The organism is Roseovarius albus (genome assembly GCF_900172335.1).
Taxonomy (GTDB): Bacteria; Pseudomonadota; Alphaproteobacteria; order Rhodobacterales; family Rhodobacteraceae; genus Roseovarius; species Roseovarius albus.
The window spans coordinates 1-21,411 of sequence record NZ_FWFX01000004.1 but is presented as its reverse complement, the minus strand read 5'-3'; the positions used below and the strand labels follow the sequence as shown (position 1 = coordinate 21,411).

At 51.5% G+C, this 21,411-nt stretch carries 18 protein-coding genes; 4 read left to right on the top strand and 14 right to left on the bottom strand.

What is annotated here, in order from left to right; genetic code table 11:
• Nucleotides 1–689 precede the first annotated feature (689 nt).
• Nucleotides 690–2,873 (top strand): KAP family P-loop NTPase fold protein, encoded by a 2,184-nt coding sequence (locus tag ROA7450_RS07460; RefSeq protein WP_159454018.1) that lies wholly within the window; start codon nucleotides 690–692, stop codon nucleotides 2,871–2,873.
• Nucleotides 2,874–3,690: 817 nt separating this feature from the next.
• Here ROA7450_RS07460 and ROA7450_RS07455 read toward each other — a convergent pair.
• The 3 genes from ROA7450_RS07455 to ROA7450_RS07445 all read right to left on the bottom strand — a co-directional run bounded on the left by ROA7450_RS07455 (nucleotide 3,691) and on the right by ROA7450_RS07445 (nucleotide 7,012).
• Nucleotides 3,691–4,260: a hypothetical protein gene (locus ROA7450_RS07455; RefSeq protein WP_085805084.1), complete on the bottom strand. Its 570-nt coding sequence runs from the start codon at nucleotides 4,258–4,260 to the stop codon at nucleotides 3,691–3,693.
• Entirely contained in the window at nucleotides 4,257–4,859 is a 603-nt protein-coding gene (locus tag ROA7450_RS07450; protein ID WP_085805083.1) for a hypothetical protein, read from the bottom strand. The genes ROA7450_RS07455 and ROA7450_RS07450 overlap by 4 nt, the downstream gene beginning before the upstream one ends.
• A 722-nt stretch (nucleotides 4,860–5,581) precedes the next feature.
• Nucleotides 5,582–7,012: an alanine/glycine:cation symporter family protein gene (locus tag ROA7450_RS07445; RefSeq protein WP_085805082.1), complete on the bottom strand. Its 1,431-nt coding sequence runs from the start codon at nucleotides 7,010–7,012 to the stop codon at nucleotides 5,582–5,584.
• A 142-nt stretch (nucleotides 7,013–7,154) separates the two neighbouring features.
• Here ROA7450_RS07445 and ROA7450_RS07440 point away from each other — a divergent pair, with 142 nt between their 5' ends.
• Nucleotides 7,155–7,967, top strand: a complete 813-nt coding sequence (locus ROA7450_RS07440) for a helix-turn-helix domain-containing protein (protein WP_268808454.1) — start codon at nucleotides 7,155–7,157, stop codon at nucleotides 7,965–7,967.
• Here the strand turns inward: ROA7450_RS07440 and ROA7450_RS07435 are convergent.
• The 6 genes from ROA7450_RS07435 to ROA7450_RS21420 all read right to left on the bottom strand — a co-directional run bounded on the left by ROA7450_RS07435 (nucleotide 7,960) and on the right by ROA7450_RS21420 (nucleotide 11,826).
• Nucleotides 7,960–8,922: an asparaginase gene (locus ROA7450_RS07435; protein ID WP_085805080.1), complete on the bottom strand. Its 963-nt coding sequence runs from the start codon at nucleotides 8,920–8,922 to the stop codon at nucleotides 7,960–7,962. The two genes, ROA7450_RS07440 and ROA7450_RS07435, sit on opposite strands and share 8 nt — an antisense overlap.
• A gap of 3 nt (nucleotides 8,923–8,925) precedes the next feature.
• The gene (locus ROA7450_RS07430; RefSeq protein ID WP_085805079.1) at nucleotides 8,926–9,645 is read right to left on the bottom strand and encodes an aspartate/glutamate racemase family protein; all 720 of its coding nucleotides are present in this window, start codon (nucleotides 9,643–9,645) and stop codon (nucleotides 8,926–8,928) included.
• A gap of 413 nt (nucleotides 9,646–10,058) precedes the next feature.
• Nucleotides 10,059–10,556: a DMT family transporter gene (locus ROA7450_RS07425; RefSeq protein ID WP_143534392.1), complete on the bottom strand. Its 498-nt coding sequence runs from the start codon at nucleotides 10,554–10,556 to the stop codon at nucleotides 10,059–10,061.
• Nucleotides 10,507–10,965: an EamA family transporter gene (locus ROA7450_RS07420; protein WP_085805077.1), complete on the bottom strand. Its 459-nt coding sequence runs from the start codon at nucleotides 10,963–10,965 to the stop codon at nucleotides 10,507–10,509. Before ROA7450_RS07420 ends, ROA7450_RS07425 begins: the two co-directional genes overlap by 50 nt.
• Nucleotides 10,962–11,288 (bottom strand): hypothetical protein, encoded by a 327-nt coding sequence (locus tag ROA7450_RS07415; protein ID WP_085805076.1) that lies wholly within the window; start codon nucleotides 11,286–11,288, stop codon nucleotides 10,962–10,964. The genes ROA7450_RS07420 and ROA7450_RS07415 overlap by 4 nt, the downstream gene beginning before the upstream one ends.
• A gap of 403 nt (nucleotides 11,289–11,691) precedes the next feature.
• Nucleotides 11,692–11,826: a hypothetical protein gene (locus ROA7450_RS21420; RefSeq protein WP_268808453.1), complete on the bottom strand. Its 135-nt coding sequence runs from the start codon at nucleotides 11,824–11,826 to the stop codon at nucleotides 11,692–11,694.
• A 54-nt stretch (nucleotides 11,827–11,880) separates the two neighbouring features.
• Between ROA7450_RS21420 and ROA7450_RS07410 the strand changes: the two genes are divergently transcribed.
• Nucleotides 11,881–15,123: an adenylate/guanylate cyclase domain-containing protein gene (locus tag ROA7450_RS07410; protein ID WP_085805075.1), complete on the top strand. Its 3,243-nt coding sequence runs from the start codon at nucleotides 11,881–11,883 to the stop codon at nucleotides 15,121–15,123.
• Here ROA7450_RS07410 and ROA7450_RS07405 read toward each other — a convergent pair.
• The 5 genes from ROA7450_RS07405 to speB all read right to left on the bottom strand — a co-directional run bounded on the left by ROA7450_RS07405 (nucleotide 15,120) and on the right by speB (nucleotide 20,012).
• On the bottom strand, nucleotides 15,120–15,494 hold the full coding sequence (locus tag ROA7450_RS07405) for a nuclear transport factor 2 family protein (RefSeq protein WP_085805074.1): 375 nt from the start codon (nucleotides 15,492–15,494) through the stop codon (nucleotides 15,120–15,122). The two genes, ROA7450_RS07410 and ROA7450_RS07405, sit on opposite strands and share 4 nt — an antisense overlap.
• Nucleotides 15,495–16,019: 525 nt before the next feature.
• Entirely contained in the window at nucleotides 16,020–16,961 is a 942-nt protein-coding gene (locus ROA7450_RS07400) for an ornithine cyclodeaminase family protein (protein WP_085805073.1), read from the bottom strand.
• A gap of 133 nt (nucleotides 16,962–17,094) precedes the next feature.
• Nucleotides 17,095–18,705: an ABC transporter substrate-binding protein gene (locus tag ROA7450_RS07395; protein WP_085805072.1), complete on the bottom strand. Its 1,611-nt coding sequence runs from the start codon at nucleotides 18,703–18,705 to the stop codon at nucleotides 17,095–17,097.
• Nucleotides 18,706–18,746: 41 nt separating this feature from the next.
• Complete coding sequence (locus ROA7450_RS07390; RefSeq protein ID WP_085805071.1) at nucleotides 18,747–19,091, bottom strand: RidA family protein; 345 nt, start codon at nucleotides 19,089–19,091, stop codon at nucleotides 18,747–18,749.
• 12 nt (nucleotides 19,092–19,103) lie between these two features.
• On the bottom strand, nucleotides 19,104–20,012 hold the full coding sequence (gene speB, locus ROA7450_RS07385) for an agmatinase (protein ID WP_234999465.1): 909 nt from the start codon (nucleotides 20,010–20,012) through the stop codon (nucleotides 19,104–19,106).
• 264 nt (nucleotides 20,013–20,276) lie between these two features.
• On the opposite strand from speB, the gene ROA7450_RS07380 reads away from it, so the two are divergent.
• On the top strand, nucleotides 20,277–21,197 hold the full coding sequence (locus ROA7450_RS07380) for a LysR family transcriptional regulator (RefSeq protein WP_085805069.1): 921 nt from the start codon (nucleotides 20,277–20,279) through the stop codon (nucleotides 21,195–21,197).
• Nucleotides 21,198–21,411: the final 214 nt, after the last annotated feature.

Genomic DNA, 21,411 nt, shown 5'->3' with positions numbered 1-21,411 from the left:
TCAAATTTAAGACAATTAACATATAACTAGCAGATATTTATAACTATTATCGGATAGGTTTAGTAAATTTGCACCACATTTTGCACCACATTTTGCACCACAAATTTAGGCCTAATAATGGCCATATTCGCCTCTAAGGCGATCCATAAATTAAAAACGCTCGCCATATACAAGGGTACTGCCCTCCCTTCAGCGGGACAACATTACAAGCCAATCAATAAATAGAGAAAGCACTTCTGCTCAGCAGATCGAACTACCGATCTCCAAGGTCGATCGAGTAACAGAAGCCAGCCCGAAGCAACCCCTTTCATAGGCGCCAGCTCAAAGAAAACAGACGCTCCACCATCGACCGAAGTTGACAAAAAGAGGCCACGCAGCTGACCTTCGCCGCAGCTACGACACCGCGTTTCGCAAACGGCAGCAATTGGCAGGTATTCGCAAGCGATCTAAACTACCCGCGACAATGGTTGATCAATCCATTGGACTTATCGGCGATCTTGACCTTGATTTTATCTAAGATTGCATTGCCTTGAAGAGCGGCCTCCCCTCCCATCCATCGGAAGAGTGCTGCTCAGCGAAAAGAACAAATTGCGATCCGAGCTGTTCAAGTCAGTTTTCGTAGACTCCCGGAGTAGGCGAGGTTAAGGCTAAGATTATATTTTACAAAGAGAATTGAAGGACAAAGTAGGTTGATTGACGACGAACCACTAGTTAATGCCAAGCAAGATAAATTAGGTTTCAGAGCAATAGCTGATAACCTAGCGTCAGCATTTCTTCAAAACGATCTGAGCCGAGGGTTCGTAGTAGGCGTCGAAGGCGCTTGGGGATCAGGAAAGTCATCCTTAGTTAATATGGCTTTGGACGAACTTGAGAAGCGTCAGGGTGGACCGAAGGTAATTAGGTTTGCTCCTTGGTTAGTGGGCAGTCGGAATGAACTACTGGCGCAACTCTTTGCCGATCTAGAGCCAGTAGTTCTTGAAACACTCCCAGAACGCGAAAAAGACGACACAAAGAAGATTCTTGAGCGATATGCACAAGCTTCCTCTAGCATAGCAGCACTGGCCGATCTCGCGGAGTTGGCAGGTGCGCCGTATGCTGGATTCGTTGCAAAGTTTTTAAGAAAGTCGGGAGACAAGGCGGCCGAGCTTTCAGAAACTTCGCTGGGCGAACTCAATGAAAAACTCCGAGGAAAACTCGAATTACTCAATCGTCCCATCGTCATTTTTGTAGATGACTTAGATCGCTTGGAACCATCAGAAGTTGCCGAAGTTCTTCGACTGGTGAAAGCGGTCGCGGATTTTCCAAATGTTGCATACATCTTGGCTTATGATCTGGATGTAATCGCAGCCAGTGTTCAAACCGCGCTCCAAATACCTAATGGAAAGTCGTACCTTGAGAAGGTTGTCCAGGCCTCATTTAAAGTCCCAAATGCGATGAGCTTTGATCTTCGTAACTGGTTGAAAGCCGAAATGTCTAAACTTTTGAACGGTGCGAAGATGGAGGCTGGAGTCGAGAGCCGATTGGAAGGCGTTTATCACCAATGGTGCAATGAGTTCTTGGAGACCCCCCGTGACGTGGTACGTGTTGTAAATTCTCTAAAGCTTAATTTTGTACCTGTCCGTGATAAAGTTGATCCTGGCGATATGGTGTTTCTTCATCTTGTACGCTCCAAAAATCATAACCTCTTTAACTGGATTGAGAGATACGTATCCACACTTTCGGGAATTGGCGACTGGGGTTACGTTGCTCCAGGCGCAGACAGGCGCTTTGGCAGAGAGCTTTTGGAAGTAATCGACAAAAGCGGTGAGGAAGAAATAAGGTTTATATTTGACTTACAATCTCATCTACCTGGGCTAAACAGGATATCTTTGACACAAGAACGCAATGAATTCAAAGTTTTCTCACTGAGCAGTGCTGACGAGCTGAAAGCTTTTATGCGCGAACAAAGATTGGCAAGCCCAAGCCACTTCAGTTATTACTTCTCATTTTCGAGCCCCTCTGGGAACCTCGACGATAGTTACGTCGATCAGTTCTTGATTACTTGCGAGCAGCAACCAGAGAAGGCGCTTGCAAGTTTTCGGAAATTGATCAACTCGCAGCGACCTCAAGGTGGACGCCTCGCTGAGGTTCTTATTGATCGTATAGTTGGCTTAAGCGCAAATATATCCGCCAATCAAGTTGCAGGCTTGTTTCAAGTGATGGGAGAGGCAATTGACGAATTGGTACCTTTTGCCAAAACGAATTCCGGTTATGTAGAGTTTTTGAAGGGGAACCGTCGCGAAATCTTTGGATTGATCGATCAGATAGAAGTCAAAGAAGCAAGAACAAAAACTTTGCAGAATCTGTTCACTACAGCCAAATCTTTCGCTTGGTTGGCCAGTATCATTAGAGAAACAACTTTCGCACATGGCACGGTCGGGACGAAGGGTGAACCCAAAGAATCATGGCTACTCTCGGAAGACGAATTCGAAATCTGCAAAAAATTGTTTGTTACTCGTTTGACAGAAACGCCTCCTGCGGAGCTTCTCAATGTCCCCCATTTTTTAAAGTTAATGTTTGCTTGGTATCAGCTTGGGGATACTGATGGGCCTCGGACGTGGATCAGAGATCAGACTGAACGTGATGAGGATTTTATCAAGGTGTTGGGAGCAATGACTAGCTGGAGCGAGTCTTCGCCTGGTGGTGTAAATTACAATATTCGTCCTGAGACGCTCAATTCATTTTTTGAAGGTGTTAATGGCGTAAAAAAGCGCCTCAAGCGAATTACGCTCGATAACACAATTGCACCGGACGTTAGAAGCGCAGCTCAGAAACATCTGGACGAAATTGAAGAGTGGCCGAATGAATCAGGGAAGTCCGATTCAGCTTTGTAGCTGCCGAATGCACCAGCATCGATCAGTTCACATAGCAATTGATGGCTATGGGCTCTTGTGTCTAAATCACTTGTTGTGTGAACTTCCGCTTTAAGGAAACAACTTTGAATTTGCTAAGGTTGCTATCTACGCCTCTATAGAGCTCGTTTACCGTGTTTCTGCCTTTGGCTGGATGCTGGAAATTGAGGCAAGCATCAGTTTTTAGCGTACTTAGCATGTCGAAACTTTCGAGAAGGACCGGTTGAAGCTTTTGAGACGCGATTCAGCCAATATGAGAACTGCAGATTCTAACAGTAATTACTCCGTCACTTGGACACAAATTGCACCACATTTTGCACCACATCTAAAAATAAAACTATTATATTTCAAATACTTACAATCATTCTGGCGGAGCGACAGTCAGCAAAACAAATCTCTTAATGTATTGTTCATAATTTATTTAATTGATTAATATATAATTCATACCACATTTAATACCACCCCAACCCCAGTTTTCATGGGTTACTCGGATGAGCCGGATTTCAAACTTTCTGAACCTATAACTCACAGCATCTGATTTATGTAACAAGCCAAAATATCTCATAGCTGACACTCACAGGAATTGCAGCAAAGGTCGACTTGGAGCCCAAATTGTGAATCAGAATTTCCCGCTGCGTGCGATCGCAGAGTAAGAACGCAGCTATTGCGTGATCGTCGCCGCTGCAATGCGGCGGAGAAACTGCCCATTCAGGCAATACTCAGAGAGCAAGAGAACACCAAATCATGATAAGCGCCCCATGGCAAACCACCACGGTTCAGTACGCAGCCGGGTAACTTCTCAGTCTTTTGGAGGGTCTGGATACAAATCGGGATGTTTTAAATACTCGGTAACTACTTGTTCTGGACATCCACAAAAATACCGCTGTTCTCCACCACGCTCGACCGTGGTTATTTCGCTCGCATCAGTTGGCAATGAAAACACTCCAACCGTCGTCTCATTTCGATCTGTTTGCTTGAACACCAAGCATTTTGGCAATCGTGCCGCTAGCAGCGTCATGTAATTAAAGCCCGTTGGCGTGTCTTCGAATCCAACGGTATCCTTGCAGACCCTGACGTCTGCTAACTCGGGCGGTTCGAACAACAGCGGCACCCGCTCTTCGGTGTCGTCGCTAAAGTGCTGAAACGCAGTTGTAAGATAACCGTAACCTTCAAAATACTCGCCCATTAACCCCCGTGAGAAATCAAATTCTCGGGGTTCGTTTACGAACAATCCTAAGAAGTTCCCCCAAACGAAGAAGAACGCGGCAAGGATGCCCGCCTTAAGAAAGTCCCACCCCGACTCGAAGATGAGCTTTCGAATGAACCGGACAAGCCAATGAGGTTTCTCAGTGTTGTCTTCGTCGGTCATTGCGGCGGCCTAGGAATAGCCAAGAGGTTGGTGACCGATCCCCGTTTCAAGAAGATCAGTAATACTGGAATATTGTCGCCCTCGTCATATCGAAAAGAGATTGCCTCAAACTCAAAACCCTCTGAGTCAAGTACGACGCACAAGCCGGAACTATCAAAGGATGAAAATTCTTGCACGAACAGGTCATTGAATGACCCTGGCGCCCGCATTTCTAGATCGCTGATGCATCCGGAAATTTCTGTCTCAGCGTCGGATAGAAGCGAAGATACTTCATCAGTGCTATCATCTGGACCCGCCGCTAACATCATGGCAGCAAGCGCAGTCGCATCAAACTGACCACTGAACAGCAATCGATCTTGGAAAAGTAGCCGGTTGAATGCGTCCGATATCTGTTCTTGGGGAGGGCTGCCAACTTTTGCCCCATTGACTGAAAACTTGCACTCATCTTCGTCTTCATCGGCGCTTATCGACACAGGAGATCGAGGCGATATACCAAGCATGGCAATACTCTCAACAGCGTCGCACTCGTAGGTTTTCGCTTGAGCGCCCTGCGAAAAAATAATCGTTATCAATGCGGTACTTAAAAATAGCTTAATCATATTGCCTCCAAAATAAAGTTATAAAAGCTTCTGAGATGAAGCTCCAAAAGTCTGAGTAAAGTACATCAGATTCCTCAGAATTGCACGCTACAACCGCATACCTGTTTCCCATTGCTGTCGCTCAAACGGAGGCAAAGGCCGGCTCCTTTCTGGTTCAGCCAGAACGTTGCAAAAGAACAGTTTGGATTCGGCGTCACATGACGGAGTTCAATGACCACTTCGGTGACATGGGCTGCATCGCAGCGAAAAACTTGCCACAGGCGCGAAGAAATGCTGCGTGAGCAATAGCTGCAGCTGCACAAGTCCGCTCAGTCCGCAAAGCCGACCTTAGATCGTCGTTCTATCAATGGCAGCAACGCGGACTTTTCAGACCTTCGCCGCGCGCGCGCCAATGACGGCTTCTTTCAATTTACAAACTTACTATTTGTGTAGATTGCTAAATTGTCGGTGACCTGTAGGACCTGATTCACATGCGTGTTGAGCGATGATCGGTTGTTCGTAAAAGGTATTGGCATGATTCAACGGGCATTATCTGGACACCGAGCGAATTAGACATTTGCAAACTCTAGCCTCTCCGTCATGTAACTCAAAAGTCTCGTCACCAAGGGAAACCTGTTGCAGTTGTTTTCTCTGAGCCGCTGACGATGATTTCGAGCCGCCTCTGGTTCAGAAGCAAATCGGGAGCCGCAGATCGCGCCTCCCGAAAGTGGTGTTATCAGCAACTAGGTCGCTTTCTCTTCACGTTTAGGCCAGGCTTCCGGGTCGAGATCTAGATCAGCGAAATCGTCGATGTTCAATACCGGGCGTTCAACACCTGCTTTCAACTGCTTGCGGAAATCCTGAAGGATGCGCCGAGCAATCGGGAAAAGCATCATGATGGCCAACAGGTTCACCAGTGCCAGAATACCCATCATAGGATCCGAGAAAAAGAATACCGCAGTTGCATTTGGCGCAACGGCCCCCAACATGATCACGCCCATAACCAGAAGGCGCAGGCCCAGAATCCCCATCGGGCTGTCGGTCAGAAAGGTGATCGCGTTTTCACCCAGATAGTAGTTGTAGATGACCGAGCTGAATGCAAACAGCAGGATCGCAGCGGTCAGGAAGTACTGCGCCCAGTCGCCAAGGTGATGGACCAGAGACTGCTGTGTCAGGGCAACACCATCGATGCCTTCGGCGCCTGGTACATAAACGTCACCCAGCAGGATCACGAACGCTGTGCAAGAACAGATCAGGATTGTATCAATGAAAACCGAGAACGCCTGTGTGATGCCCTGGCTGATCGGGTGGCGTACTTCTGCGGTGGCCGCAACGTTCGGAGCTGAACCCAAACCAGCTTCGTTAGAGAACAAACCACGTCGCAGACCCTGTGCGATTGCAGCGCCCATGCCTCCGCCAACGGCTTCTTCAAACCCGAAAGCATTTTTAATAATCATGGAGAATACAGCAGGTACTTCACCTATGTTCATCACGATGATGATCAACGCCATCCCGATATATCCAATGGCCATGATTGGCACGACAATGTCAGCAGCTTTGGCGATCCGGTGAATACCACCGAAGACAACAAACCCAGTTACAGCAGTCAGGAAGATACCAGTCCAGAGCCGATCTATCCCCAGGCTATCATAGGCCGCACCCGCCACCGTGTTACCTTGGAATGCAACAAAGCCGACACCAAAGGCGGCAATTAGACAGATTGCATAGATAATCGCCAACCAGCGATAGTCCTCACCTAATCCGTGAATGATGGAGCGTGCAGGCCCGCCACGATACGATCCGGTTCCGTCAGCACGTTTGTAAAGCTGTGCCACTGAACATTCGACCAAACTGGTCGCCATACCCACAATGGCAATCGCCCACATCCAGAAAACAGCGCCGGGACCGCCCAGAGTGATCGCCACGGCCACCCCAGCAATGTTACCACCGCCAACACGCCCGCCGACCGAAATCAACAAAGCCTCGCGCGCGGAAATTTTGTTTGGGTCGGCCTGTTTATTGCTCAAAACCCGAAACATCCGTTTGAAAAATTGAAATTGGACAAATCCTGTAGCAATTGTCAGGAAAACCCCAAAGATGACGAGTATGGGAATGAGTGACCATCCCCAGGTGAGGTCTCCTATAACCCCGAATAATCTTTCTAGCAGTTCCATATATCCCTCCGTTCAGTAGATTATTTTGTTTGAACAGCGGAACGTTAGGCGTGAGGTCTTAGAAGTGCGATTTGCAAGACAGGGTATTTCGTTTACTACTTGGTCCATAAATAGCATCAAGTAGCGATGAAGAGCCCAAGCAGTGCCGAGAGACTTACCAGACAATCTAAGACTGTTATGCAGCTATCATCATTCTATTGCAGATGTTTGCCGCAAACTTGGGATGAACCGCTCACAATTCAATCGATACCTGAACGGCCAAACATTACCCTCGCTGCGTCTGATGCGAAAGATATGTGATTTCTTTGGCGTTGAAGAAGCGGAGTTATTGATGCCCCACGGCCAGTTTAAAGAGTTGGTCCGGTTAAAGCCTCAAGGGGTCGGCATCGAAATTGATAAAAATGTCATCATGTTTGAGGCCGAGAAAGTTATCCAGGACTCTCGCTCCAAACTTGATGCTTACGCAGGATATTATTTCTCCTACTACAACTCCATGTCCAATCCCGGCAAGATTCTGAAAAGTTTGACAAAAATATATCGCACTCCCTTCAGTATGAATATTAAAACACTAGAAGTCATCGGAGAGCAGAACCACGATGGATTTACTTGCAAATACGAGGGAGCCTGCTTCACTTTAGGGGATCGCTTGTTCATCACTGCGATGGAAACGCTTACCCGCAATGAGGCGATCCAGATTATTCTCTACCCAAGCTACACCAACCGCATTCGTTATCTGAGTGGCGTGATGTCTGGTGTCGCGGCGCATGCTTCTCGACCACCAACAGCCACACAAATCGTGCTACAATTTCTTGGCACAAACGTGGATATTCGCAAATCTTTGGGACTTTGCGGATTGTTATTGCCCGGTGATGATCGAATACCCGCGGATGTCCAGCGCATGATCAGCGGCGACTTGCGCGAAGGGACGCATCTTCTGGAAGCAGCGCCTATCTGAGAATTGTGCGAGCAAACTCTCCACATATGGGGGCCGCCAACGTCGATCTGAGATCACATTCAGAACTGTCTTTGCTCAGCCCATACAACAATTTTGTATAGACAGCTTCAACTGTTGCATCCCGCCCATCGATAACACCTGCTTCCAGCAATGCGGCACCTGCAGCATATGTCCCAAGCGCGACCCCTCCTTCTGCGCATTGACTGGTCGCGATTACGGGAACATGGCGCTTTTTAGCCAAACCGAGTGCTGGTGCGAGTTCCGGTAAGTCCGGGACCGTACCCGAACCATAACATCGCAGAACGATCCCGTCAGCGCGCTCAGCACAATGTTCCAATATCTCACCGTCCATTCCGGGCGTAAATGCGAGAACTGGCACATTAAAAGTACTGTAGGTTTGCCATTTGAACGCATCCACAATCCGGCGCGCAGGAACATCCATGGCAGCATCGTGAAAGGCATCAAAGGCAGATGAATGGGACTTTCGGACACGGGTGCCATGGAGCCGACGGCCCGCAAACTGCACCCAGACGCCGGCGCCCGCATCATGAACCGCATTCATGGCGTCTGTCAGGTTTCGCAAGCCATCATTGTTCTGAACCGTGAGCGGTAGCATGGACCCAGTTAGAATAACCGGCTTGTCCAGCCCTTCCAGAGCGTAGCTAAGCGCACAAGATGTAAATGCCATTGTGTCTGATCCATGTGTCACGACAAAAGCATCAAAATCGTTGTAATGATCAGAGATAGTACCGCCAATCCAATTCCAATCATGGGGCATTGCCTTGCCGCTGTCGATCAAGGGGTCGGCCACAACCAGTTCAAAGTCGCCGGTAATCTTGTTCATGCTGTGCAATTCAACAAGGCAATCCTCCACGATGCCCAGTTGAGGAGCGTAACCCTCAGCGGTCTGAACCATTCCGATGGTTCCCCCGGTATGAATAACAAGCGTTCTCATGACTTATGCATCCTTGCAAAAGGATTTTTCAACCAATCGCCTTGCCAGCAAACGCGTGACATCGATTAGATCCTTTTGCGCATTTTTATAATTGATGAGCGGCAGTTCAGTACAGGCAAGCAGTACGGTTTCGCTCTCAAGCTTGTCAATCATTTCGCCGAACCGCTTCACGACGCTGGCATCATTTCCGCCGAAGCGTTTCACGTCATAAATAATCTGGTGGAGCTCTGCCGTATCATCGGGTACTTCGACGTTAAATTTTCTGGCGAGGCGCTGATAGGCTGACCAATTATCCATTTTCGTCACTGGTGCTGATCCGAGCAAAGCGACGGAATCGTGGCCATGTTCAGTCAGATAGCGTTCAACGACATCCCCGACAGAGACCAATTCTGCAATACGCGGTTCTGCTTTGATCTGACGCTCGTAGTAATTCAACGTGTTGCATGCGATAGCAACAAAATCCGTCTGGCCCGCGATGTCGGAAAACACCCGCTCCAGCTCCGGCCAGACCGCAACGTCATTGGTCTCAAGCTCCATGGAAAGCCCAAGAATCGGAGATGAAATTATTCGAACGCGCGGCCCATCCAGATCACCTGCGTATCTTTCACCTAACAGATCCTTGGTTTCTTCTATTACCTTTATCCACAAATCGGCACCGGCCTCGGGGCCGGACCCAGCGATAAGACCGATGCGACGGCGTTCACTTCGCGGTAAAAATTCCATTAGGCACCTTTAAAAAGGCCCCGGAACACTTGCATCCGGGATAGTTTAGGGACGGAGGTCAACGAAATGGAGCGGCCTCGCGCTTGTTGAGAGGTCAATTCATTCGTAAATACCCATTCGGCTTTTTCACCAATTGATCGTGGTCGGTTAAAACCGCCCACTAAGGTATTTCAGCAAAATTTCTGATGAATTGGTCCTTTGTATATTTGCGTCGAGGCTCCGCTATTTGTTCACTTAGCAGCACCAACTAGCATCAAAACCAGCAATTCGCAGCGTGAAGCCTCAGCAACTTTCAGGTGAACACCACCCAGGAAAAGGCTCTTCGCGCGGTGCCCATAGTGATCAGCGTTGCTTCTGCCAGCCATATGTCAGTGCCTTAATCAGCCAAGAACGTGATTTTTAACCCACCTGTGTCACTCAGATGAAGGCATGCGTCCCTGAGGACGCTGCCCGGCCACTTCGACCACCGCCGCGCCGATGATGAGTGCACTGCCTAACACCTCGCGCCAGCCAAACGGCTCGCCGGACCATATTGCTGCGGACATTACGCCAACAAGCACATCACTCATCAGCAATATTCCAACACGACCGGGCGTCAGCAACCGTGCAGGTCCCACAGTGAGCACTAACATCGGAATAACATAAAGAGCCATGAGCAGGCCCCAAGGTAGGGCGCGAAGACCGTCCGAAATTCCTGTGCCTGCCGTAAGTAACTCTGGTGCCGCAATCATGGTTAGGCCGGTGATGACCAGCGCCCCGATGACAAACGCAGCCATCTGTTCGAAGGTGGTCACATCTGTAAGTTGGTACACGCGCATCGAGCCAAAGGCCCAGGCCATGCCAGAGGCCAGCGCAAGCCAGTCACCGATGTTCCGGGGGACTGGCCAGCCATCGCCGAGGCCTAAAACCACCAAAAGCCCCCCCAAAGGCCATTGCAAGTGCGAACACCCGGGCAGATGTCAGCGCCTCGCCCAGAAATACCCGACCCAATAGTGTGCCCCAGATAGGGGTGAGGTAGAATAGCAAGATGGCTCGCACCACATCCGTGAACACCAGAGATGTTGAATAAAGGCTGAATGCGGCACCGGTGGCCAACCCGCAGATGGCCAAATCGAGACTTCGATGTTTGATCGCGAACCGTCCCGAAAACACGAGTGTGCCTACCACTAAGCCGCATCCAAGGTAGATGATCAAGCCGGCCCAGACGCCGGGCAGGCCCAGCTCTGCCAAAAAACGCAAGGGCAGCCAGTAAAGCCCCCAGAGCGCACCACCGATCACCAGCCCAATGCTTGCCGCTACTTCTCGGTTCTGCATGGTCATTGCTTGTCGCACCGTTTGGCCTGCGAACTACGTGTTGAATCCAATGAGTTTCCAGTTTCCGCTTGGTGGCCTTCAAGGGTCCAATCAAAACCGCCGTGATCCCTAGCCAATCGGAAGAAATCGCGCGTGAGTTTAGGGTTTGGGAAGGAGGTCATGAATTCTGCTTCCATAGCAACACTAGCCTCTTTTTCGAATTGCTCCTCGCCGAGGTCGATGATGCCATTGCCCGGTGCGAGGAAACACGCCGCCAGTATTGAGTCTCCGCAATTCCAATCAACTGTTAGGAATTTTGGCATCCCATCGAAATTTAATATCTCCCCCATCCATTCACTATGTAAAACCTACCCTGTCCAACTTGCTCGAAGTGGCTAGCTCCACTTCAACAGAGTTGCGTGATCTTATTTTCTGGTCAAGCGCCTTGCGCTTGCGGCCAGATTCGCGTCCCCCGCAAAGATTTAATAGGTGCCTCACATGACCTACAGACAACGCACTAGGTTCGAAAGGGAGCATAGGGCTTGTTCCAAAGCTGCCTTTGATGCGTCTTGCAGCATTAGTCAGAATGGGCTCACAGCAGACCTCGGAGGTAGCGCAGAATTTCGGATTTACCCCCCAATTAGCTTGGAGCTCACGGCCCATTCCTGCCGTTCACTGACCGGTCAAGATGCTGCGGTCGCAGCCCGCTTTGCGGTCATTCGCTACGGGTGCGAATTCCGGGCTTTGTCGAACTCACACATCGCGGACATAAGCTACCGTTTGAGCCAGATTTCGAATGTCCCGGTTGGCTTTGATTGCTGCCGTTGAGGCTAGATCGGCCTCGTGCCGCACAGCGACAAAGCGTGACCCGACTTGCAGCCACGACATAGGCTCCGGGCTTTGCTATCCTAACCTTCAAATCGAAACCGGGAATCACTATCGATGTCTGTATTGGATTGGTTGAAAGAAATCGGCCTAGATCAATATGGCACGATCTTCGACGAGAACGCGATCGATATGGAGACCCTGCCAGAGCTGACGGACGCCGACCTTTCTTCAATCGGCGTCTTACTCGGTCACAGAAAGAAGATTCTCAAGGCGATAGGGCAAATTGGCGCTGACGAACCACAGCTTCCCGCAGAGAGGCGGCCGGTTACAGTGCTGTTTGCTGATCTCAGCGGCTACACTAGGCTTTCGGCGACGCTGGACCCAGAAGAGACGCACCAATTGCTTAACAGCTACTTCAACGCAGTCGACGCAATCATCGAAGAACATGGCGGCAGAGTAGATAAGCATATCGGTGACTGCGTCATGGCTGTCTTCGGCGCACCGGTTGCGCACTCTAACGACCCAGAACGTGCCTTGCGTGCCGCGGCTGAGATCCATAGGGCGATGCACCGATTGAGCGAACAATCAGGCCATTTGCTTCGCACGCACCTTGGAATCGCCTCGGGTCGTGTAGTCGCAAGCCAGACAGGCAGTGCTCGTCACGTCGAATACACCGTTACTGGCGATACCGTGAACCTGGCGTCCCGGCTTGACGACATGGCAGAGCCCGGCGAGACACTTGTTTCTGATGCAGTACATCGCGCCGTTGCAACGATCGCCAATTTCAAGTCGCGCGGAAGCGCCAAAGTGAAAGGGCTGGAAGCGCCTATTCCAGCATGGGTTTTCGAGGGTTTTCGGCAATCGATGCTGGACGCAGAAGACTCGGTCTTCGTTGGTCGCGAAGCCGAGAGTCGACAGCTACATGCTATATCGGAAAGCATTCTCGCGGAACAATCAGGACAGATTGTATTGCTACGCGGAGAGGCTGGTATAGGCAAGACGCGACTCGTCAGCGAGTTTCTAAAAACGGCCCAGGCGATTGGATTTGCTCCCCACATTGTTCAGATTGTCGACTTTGGGGTTGTGCGAGGGCCACGGGTGTTACGAGACCTCGTTGCGGGCTTGTTGGAGATTCCGATCAACGCCGGTGAGAAAGAGCGGCGTCGAGCCCATGAACAGCTCATTTCATCAGATGTCATTGCCAGCGAGGATGCGGTCTTCCTTTATGACCTTCTGGATTTGCCGCAACCGGATCGCCTACAGTCCAGCTATGCGGAGATGCAAAGCGACGAGCGCCTTTCTGGCATCAGGAGAACTATGGGTGCGCTAGCTTCCTCTTTGGCGGCTTATGTTCCCCGTCTGATCGTGATTGAGGATGTTCATTGGGTAGACAAACGCACGCTCGATGCGTTGACGGGCTTTGCGATCGACCTTCGCAGCTGCCCATCGATGCTTTTGCTAACGAGCCGGACCGAGGAATGGGCTCTGTCCCAAGACTTTGTATCGTCCTTTCGTGGCTGCCCATTTACGATGATGGAGCTGCAACCCCTTCAACACCAGGACGCAATGCGCCTAGCTGAGGCGTTCGCGCAGACGTCGATAATGGAGCTAGCGCCTATCGTAGAGCGAGCCGACGGAAATCCCCTGTTCCTCGAACAAATGATGGGCGATCTATCCGAAGAGCAACACTTAGACCTGCCTGACTCGATTCATGCCTTAGTTCTAGCTCGGATCGATAGGCTACCAGAACAGGATCGCGAGGCGATCTTAGCTGCTTCGGTGCTCGGCAACCGCTTTGAGCTGGCGGCGTTGCGCAGCTTAATTGGATCCAAATCCTATGATTGCCACTCACTGATCGAGCATAGGTTGCTCCGTGTCGAAGGTGAAGAATTCGTATTTTGTCACGTTCTCATATGTGACGGCGCGAATGCTTCCCTGCTGCGTGATCGGCGGCGAGAGCTGAACATGCGAGCGGCGGTATATTACAAAGATCGCAATCTCACCTTGCATGCGGAACATCTCGATCGCGCTAATGCACCTGAGGCTGGTGCCACTTTGCTTGCCGCTGCAAAGGAAGCGGCGGAACGAATTCGCTATGAGGGTGCGCTCCAATTGGCTATGCGCGGCGGGGAGATCGCCTCGGGTTCCGATCTATTTCAGCTTCACATGCTTGTGGGTGACCTCTCGCGACGGCTGGGCAATTCCCGTGAGATGATTGCAGCCTATCGCGATGCATATGACTCGGCACAAGACAATAAGGGCAGATGTCGGGCGCTCGTTGGTATAGCGGAAGGTTTGCGCATCACCGAGGCACATGATGAACTCTTGAAAACACTTGATGACGCACGCCGCGAAGCAAATTCGTCACCTCTTCCGAAGGAACGCGCTAGAATATGCCAGCTTCGAGGCGGTGTTCATTTTACGCGGGGCAATATCGAAGCCTGTCTCAAAGAGAACAATCGATCGCTCGACTTTGCCCTTGAAGCAGGATCTCGAGAATTGGAAGCACAGGCCTATGGTAATTTAGGCGATGCGGAGTTCGCGGCCGGTCGGATGGTCACTGCCCATGAGCGGTTTGACCAATGCATTTCCCTGAGCCAAGAGCACGGGTTCGAAAATGTCATCGCCGCCAACCTCTCGATGCGTGGGCAGACCCTTCTATATCTCTGCCGACCACATGACGCCCTCGCGGACAGTAAAGCCGCCCTGGAACTCGCTCGGAAGCTCTTTAACCCGCGCGCCGAGGTTGTTGCACTGCTTGTTGGTGTCTACATCCTCGAACTAACCGATACTGATGCGGCACGGAATTGGGCGCTAACCGGAATCAAAGTCGCAAACCGTATTGGCGCAACACGCTTTGAGAACGTCTTCCGGGAGTATCTTGGGCGAATCTCCGCAATCGAAGGGAATCGTCAAGAAGCAGAACGGTTCATCTCCGGTGCGGTCGAGAGTTTCCGACAATCAGTGTCAAACATGCTGTTCTTGGGAGGCCGTGCTCTGGGCAGTCTTGCACTCGTGAGCCAAGCCGGGGACAAACGCCGAGCACTATTAAAAGAGGGCGAAGCTCTGCTTGCAAAGGGCGTCGGAGCACACAATCCACTATGGTTTTACCGCGACGCCATCGATGTGTGCCTAGACCTTGAAGATTGGGATCAGGCAGAACGCTATGCTCAATGCTTGGAAAACTATACCAGCGAACAGCCGCTGCCCTGGAGCCGATTCTTTTCCGAACGGGGCAGAATTCTTTCTAGAGCAGGGCGTGGCGAGCAGGTCGCGGACGAGCTCCAAGCCATCGTAACGAAAGCTCGAACGATTGGCTTCGTCAATACTGCCGAGAGAGTTGAGAGTTTCCTCTAAAAGGCGGCCTTCCACTGCTCAGTATCGACGAACCAGCGCTCTTCGATAATCAAGCTGTCTGAGCCAAACTTGAATAGGACCGCACATTGCGATCCGTTCGGCAGCTTATCTGACTTGAACTCTATGATATTAACGATCTCATTCTCACCCTGGCAGTAACGCAGGTCGGTGATGTCAAAACCCGGCGGGAGTGCCTGGCTTATGCCATCGAGCGCAACCCGAAAGGCCGACCGTCCTTTCAAGACATCGTCTTGGCCTGGCAACACGAAGATCATGTCCTCAGCATAGAAACTGGCGAGTTTGTCCATCTCTCCTGCTGCGAGCGCCGCCCATCCACCCTTCAGGTCCTCCAATTGCTTTTCTGCTGACATTTTATTTGGATCCCTTCATTAGACGCGATTTCCCAACCGAAACCATATCACGTACGTAGGATTCTTAGAAGTCGGCCAGAGATATCAGATCGACCGAAAAAGGGATTACGCGATCCACGCGCTAGGTTGACAAGGGTTTAGGAATGCACATGGATCTCAACAGAAGGAGGTTTGGTTCACTCCGCATTGCCGCCGTTCGACCGCGGAGCAGCACCATACAGTTTGGGCTCGCTGCCGCCATTATGTCGGTCGCAGCATGTGCACATCACAGGCGCACCATCACCAGCAAGGACGGCCCTTTCCGGACATTCGACGATCTGAAATTCTTACCGACCCCATTCTCCGAAGCGGTCGTTCGTGCAGATTGCAGCACTTTGGCCTAGTTGGACGACGGCAGCACAGAATAAAGCTGTAATCCATAGCTAGATTCTGACCATCCAACCACCTGAAAAGACCCGTGAACGAAGTAACTATGCTAATGTCGCTCAATATTTTTGCGTAAATCACGAAGTTCTGTAGGAAGGCTCAACCTGTTATGTTGTGGTGTCGCTCCAGGGCTAGAACGGCCAGTGCAAGATCCCCTAGGGCGTGACCTCGAAAAATGAACGCTGTTCGATCTGATGACGCGGTCGTGCTATCGTTCTGACTTAGAATGAGCTGAGAAAGGTCGGCATGAATAAGTTCAGGGTCGCAAAGTTTATTGGGCAAAGCAGCTTCCTGAGCAAGATCATCAATGACCACCCTGTCCAGCATGCCAAAGCTTTCGCGTTTCCAAGGCGCACCAAGGTCTACAATCGCGGCAAAGGCGCCGGGCCGCATGCCCGAGGCATCCAAGAATGGCGCGTCGCCGCCAGTATGCGTGACGGTGGTGACCAACAGGTCACAATTTTCAACGACCTCCTGACCAGTGCAGCAGGACGAGGATGTCATACCGCGTTCTTTGGCTAGGGCCGCAAGCTTATCCTGATTGGCCTGGCCGCGCCCGTAATAGATCGCATGGCTGAGGGGAAAGATATCCGAAAAAGCGTTCAGATGGCTTTGCGCCTGAACACCACAGCCAACAAAGCCTATTGTCGTGGCCTCCGGATGGGCCATTCTTCGCGCGGCGGCTGCACTCAGACCCGCCGTGCGCACAGCTGTAATCCAATTTCCATCCATCACCGCGGCGGGCAGGCCTGTGACACTGTCGAGCATGGTCACAAGACCGTTGATCTGGGGCAGCCCGTTCGCCGTGTTGTCAGGGTTGAGCACAACTGTTTTGACGGCCAGAAGCGATGGGTCGTCCATCGCCGCCAACGCCGCCATCATGTAACGCTGATCGTTCGGTGGCGTGACAACAGCCTTGGGCGCTGCCCATACGGTGCCCGCGGCCTTGGCTCGGATAACCTTCTCGATACTGTCAACAATCTCTTGAGTACTGAGGTTCAAGGCCTCCAAATCAGATTGCGACAAAAAGGGAATTTTCATAACTCTGCCTTCGCGGTTCATTTGGTGAAGGATGATACCTCATGACGACCCAGGTGGTTCAAAAAAAAATCGCTCTGACAATGCACAAGCTGAGGTCATTGCCAGAGCTGATAGGCCGCCCATCTTTCTTCGATTAGGCGTTAAACCACCAACGGCTGGCGGCGCGGAACCCATCCATCATCCAGCTTGCGGCCAACTGCCCGGAATGCTGCACATTGCTGCGCCGTGCATAAACGAAATTAGGATAGTAGGGAATGACCGAGCCACCATCATCGCGCAAGATCAACGCCATATCGCGGTACATTTCTGCGCGCTTGGCGTCATCCAACTCGGCCTTGGCCAGCAGCAGAATTTCGTTGAACTGCGGGTTCTTCCAGCGGGTCTCGTTCCAGGCCGCATCATCCTTGTAGGCTAGGCTGTACATTACGTCAGGAGTCGGGCGCGCGCCCCAGGCGACGATGCACCACGGCTTTTTCAACCAGACCTCTGACCAATAGCCATCATTTGGTTCTCGCACAACGTCAATATTGATGCCGGCAGCCTTGGCATGTTCAGCGTAAAGGATCAGCCCGTCAATTGCCCCGTTTGTGATGGATTCCGCTGCGTGGATACTGACGCTCAAATCCTCCATACCAGCCTTTTTCAGAAGCGATCTGGCTTGATCCGGATCATATTCGCGTTGCGGGATGTCGTCAGGCCAATACGGCATGGCGGGAGAGTGGTGAAAATCATTGCCGATCGTCGCAGCCCCAAAGGCGATTTTTTCAATCATCTCTTCACGGTTGATCGCCAATTTCAGCGCCATACGCACGTCCGGATTGTCGAACGGCGCAGTATCAACATGCATCGGCAAGGTAATGCATTGCGCCGACGGCACGTTTTCGACCTCGATGTTGGGATCACGTGCAAGCAGGGACATGGTTTTGTTTTCGATCTGGCTGATAGCATCCACATCGCCTGTCAGCAGGGCGGTCTGACGCGCATTGGGGTCGTTTATGATGATGAATTCGACCTCATCAAACCAAGCGCCCTCACCATGCCAGTCTTCGTGGCGCACCAAGCGGGTGGCGATGCCGGGTTCGTTCTCCACGATCTTGTAGGGCCCGCAGCCATCTCCAGACTGCCAGTTGGCCGTGCCGTCCTCATTACCGGGTACGATGGCCAGGTGATAATCCGGCATGATCCAGGGTAGGTCGGCATTGGGCGCGGAAAGCTTGAACGTGATTGAGTGATCGCCATTGTCGACGATATCCTCGACACTGCTCAAAAGCGCCTTAGCGGCAGAGCTGGACGCCTCGCCGCGGTGATGGTTCATCGTTGCGATAACATCCGCGGCCGTCACCTTCTTACCCGAGTGGAACGTGGCGCGGTCATTGAGTTTGAAGGTCCATTCTGTGGCATCCGGTGATGCTGACCATTCCGAGGCCACGTCAGGCCCCAATGTCTGATCTGTATTGATCAGCGTAAGGTATGACCGGTGCGTGTGGCCTAAGGCAATGTCCATGAATGAGATATACTGACCTGGATCGTATTGATCAGTGGTGTTGCCATCATGCTGACCGATGCGGAATTTTCCACCGCGTTTGGGTTCGGCCTTGGCTGAGGTGCCCCAGAAGCCGCTTGCCGCAGACGAAGTCATACCCGCGGCTGCTGAGTAATTCATGAATGATCGGCGTGAGATTTTTCCTTTGCGGGCGGCATGCGCCAGCCTGTCGCTCATTGTCTGGTTGCTTTTCTGTGTCATCTTTTCTCCCCTGTTTAATTGATTGTTATGCAACTGATGCTTTACGCTTTGGCGGCAATCACCATCACCTCGACCAGAAATTCAGGTGCAACCAGACGGCTTTCGACGCAGGCGCGTGCAGGCGGGTTTTTGGGATCAATCCAAGCCTCCCAGACTGCATTCATGTCATCGACCTGCGCCATATCGGCAACCCAAATTGTCGCAGACAGGATATGTGATTTATCGCTTCCAACAGTGGCCAGCAATCTATCAACCTCGGACAACATGTGCTGGGTCTGAGCTGACATGTCGGGGCCCTCGCCCACTTGCCCCGCCAAATAAATCGTGTCCCCATGAACAACCACTTGGCTCATGCGGGTGCTCTTTTCGGTGCGCGTGATCTTCATCTTGATGTTCCTTCAGCTTGTTCTGGACCGGGAAAACTGCATCAGGCTCAGAATCTCAAAGAGCATTTGCGCCCCGTTTTGTGCTGTGTTTGTTGTTGGGTCATAAGCTGGTGCCACTTCGACGACATCGCCGCCAACCAGATTTGCGCCCTTCATGCCGCGCAAGATCCTCAGGGCCTCCCGTGTGGTTAGTCCGCCGACTTCGGGCGTGCCAGTGCCCGGCGCAAACGCCGGGTCAAGGCTGTCGATATCAAAGGAGAGGTATGTGGGGCCGTCACCTATCACATCGCGGGCCCTGCGTATGATGTCGGGCAGGGCCGCATCTGTGATGTCCGCGGCTTCGATTACTGTCATTCCTGAGGTCTCAGAGAACTCCCAAATATACTTAGCCGCGCCGCGAATGCCGATCTGAATGGTACGTTCAGGGTCCAACACTCCGTCGAGCACCGCATTTCGAAACGGTCCGCCATGATGAAACTTCTCACCCTCATAAGATCCGCCTGTGTCGCAGTGAGCATCGATATGGATCATCCCGACGGGTCGATCCGCGCCTATGGCCTTCAGGATCGGATGGCTGATCGAATGATCGCCGCCAACCGCAAGAGGGATCACGCCATCAGTGATAATCTTGCGGGCAAAGCTTTCGATATCTTCATGACTTTGGGCTAAGTCAAACCGGCTCTGCAGCGGTACATCACCAATGTCCGCCACGGCCATCTCAAATACGGGGGCACAATCAAGCGCGTCGTTATAGGGTCCCACGCGTTCAATCGACCTTACGGCCCGCGGGCCAAACCGTGCCCCGTTTCGGTTCGTTACACCCAGATCCATTGGCACTCCAAAGAGGGCTACATCCAGATCTGCGATTCCGAGCGTATCTTCTCCGACGACTTGATGCGGAGCATCCAACAGCGTCGGCATGCCCGAGTACGGCGCCGGCCGGCGGCCACCTTCGGAAAAAATCTTGTCCGCAATCCGCCTGAAATTTAGGTCTTGAATATCTCCGCCGGTGGCATGGGAGAACGTTTGTCTGAGGGTGGATAGTTTTTCGGGAGTCCAGGTCACGCGCTGCCTCGTAAATGGTGTTCCAGCAGTAGTAGTATGAATTGAGGGAGGTATAAACTTGAACAAAACAAATGTTTGTTGCATTTATATGCAACAAACATATCTATAAAATGGTCTCCTATGCCGCGACGAAAGAAAGCCTTTTCAGGAAAAATTAGCGAGGTAGATCTGCGACTGATGCGTGTTTTCAAGACCGTCATCGAATGTGGTGGATTATCAGCTGCACAGACCGAGCTCGGCGTCGGCCGCTCTACTATTTCGCGGCAAATTTCAGATCTTGAAACACGTCTAGGGCTGCGTCTTTGCCATCGCGGGCGCAAGGGATTTTACCTGACTCAACAGGGACGAAAAGCGCTTACCTATATCGATCAACTTTTGAACTCGGCCGAGGACTTCACGTCAAACATAGCAAGTATTAGCAACCGCTTGGTCGGCAAGATAGACATAGGGATGATCGACTACACAGTGTCGGACTTGCGGAACCCTCTGGTGCCTGCCATTCGCGAATATCAGCACATAGCGCCGGGCGTGTCTGTTGACTTGATGATCGGATCTCCTAACGAAGTAGAGCGTGGTGTGATAGATGGAACGCTGCATATTGGTATTGTTCCTGACTACCAACGCCATCCCAGCTTAGAATACCACAAGCTTTATGATGAGCCGGTTGGACTTTTCTGCGGTGGAGATCATCCGCTCACAAAGCCTGCCCAGCAGGGCCTTGAACTGACCGAGCAGGAGGTGTGCAAGCACAAGCTAGTGTTTCGCGGGTATTTCGAAAGCAACAGGTTACGACTGCGCAAACAGAAATTTCCGGTGGGCAGCACTGTCTATCAAACCGAAGCGGTTCTGGCCTTGGTGAGAAGTGGTATCTACCTTGGCTTTTTCCCGCTGCACTGCCAGGACTTGATGGGTGGCGAGTACTATGAGTTGCTACCAGAGGTTTATCGATATTCAACGCCGATCTGTGCCATTTGGAGGGGCGACCGACGAGATTCCCATATCTTACAGGAGTTTCTTGAGCTTCTTAATGACAATGGATGACGCTGAAAAGAAAATGCTGGAGCCGCGATCGGCCCATTCCGGACATTCACTCACCTTCTGCCATGCTGCGATGCGGCCCGCCGAACTCGATGGGGTGGATAGCTCCTGCTCCAACCGGCGTCGCAATGCGCCATACTGCAGTTGTTTATCACTGCTAGGAAAGGAGCTACCCAATGCAAGTTACAACAATCGGCATTGATCTGGCCAAACAGGT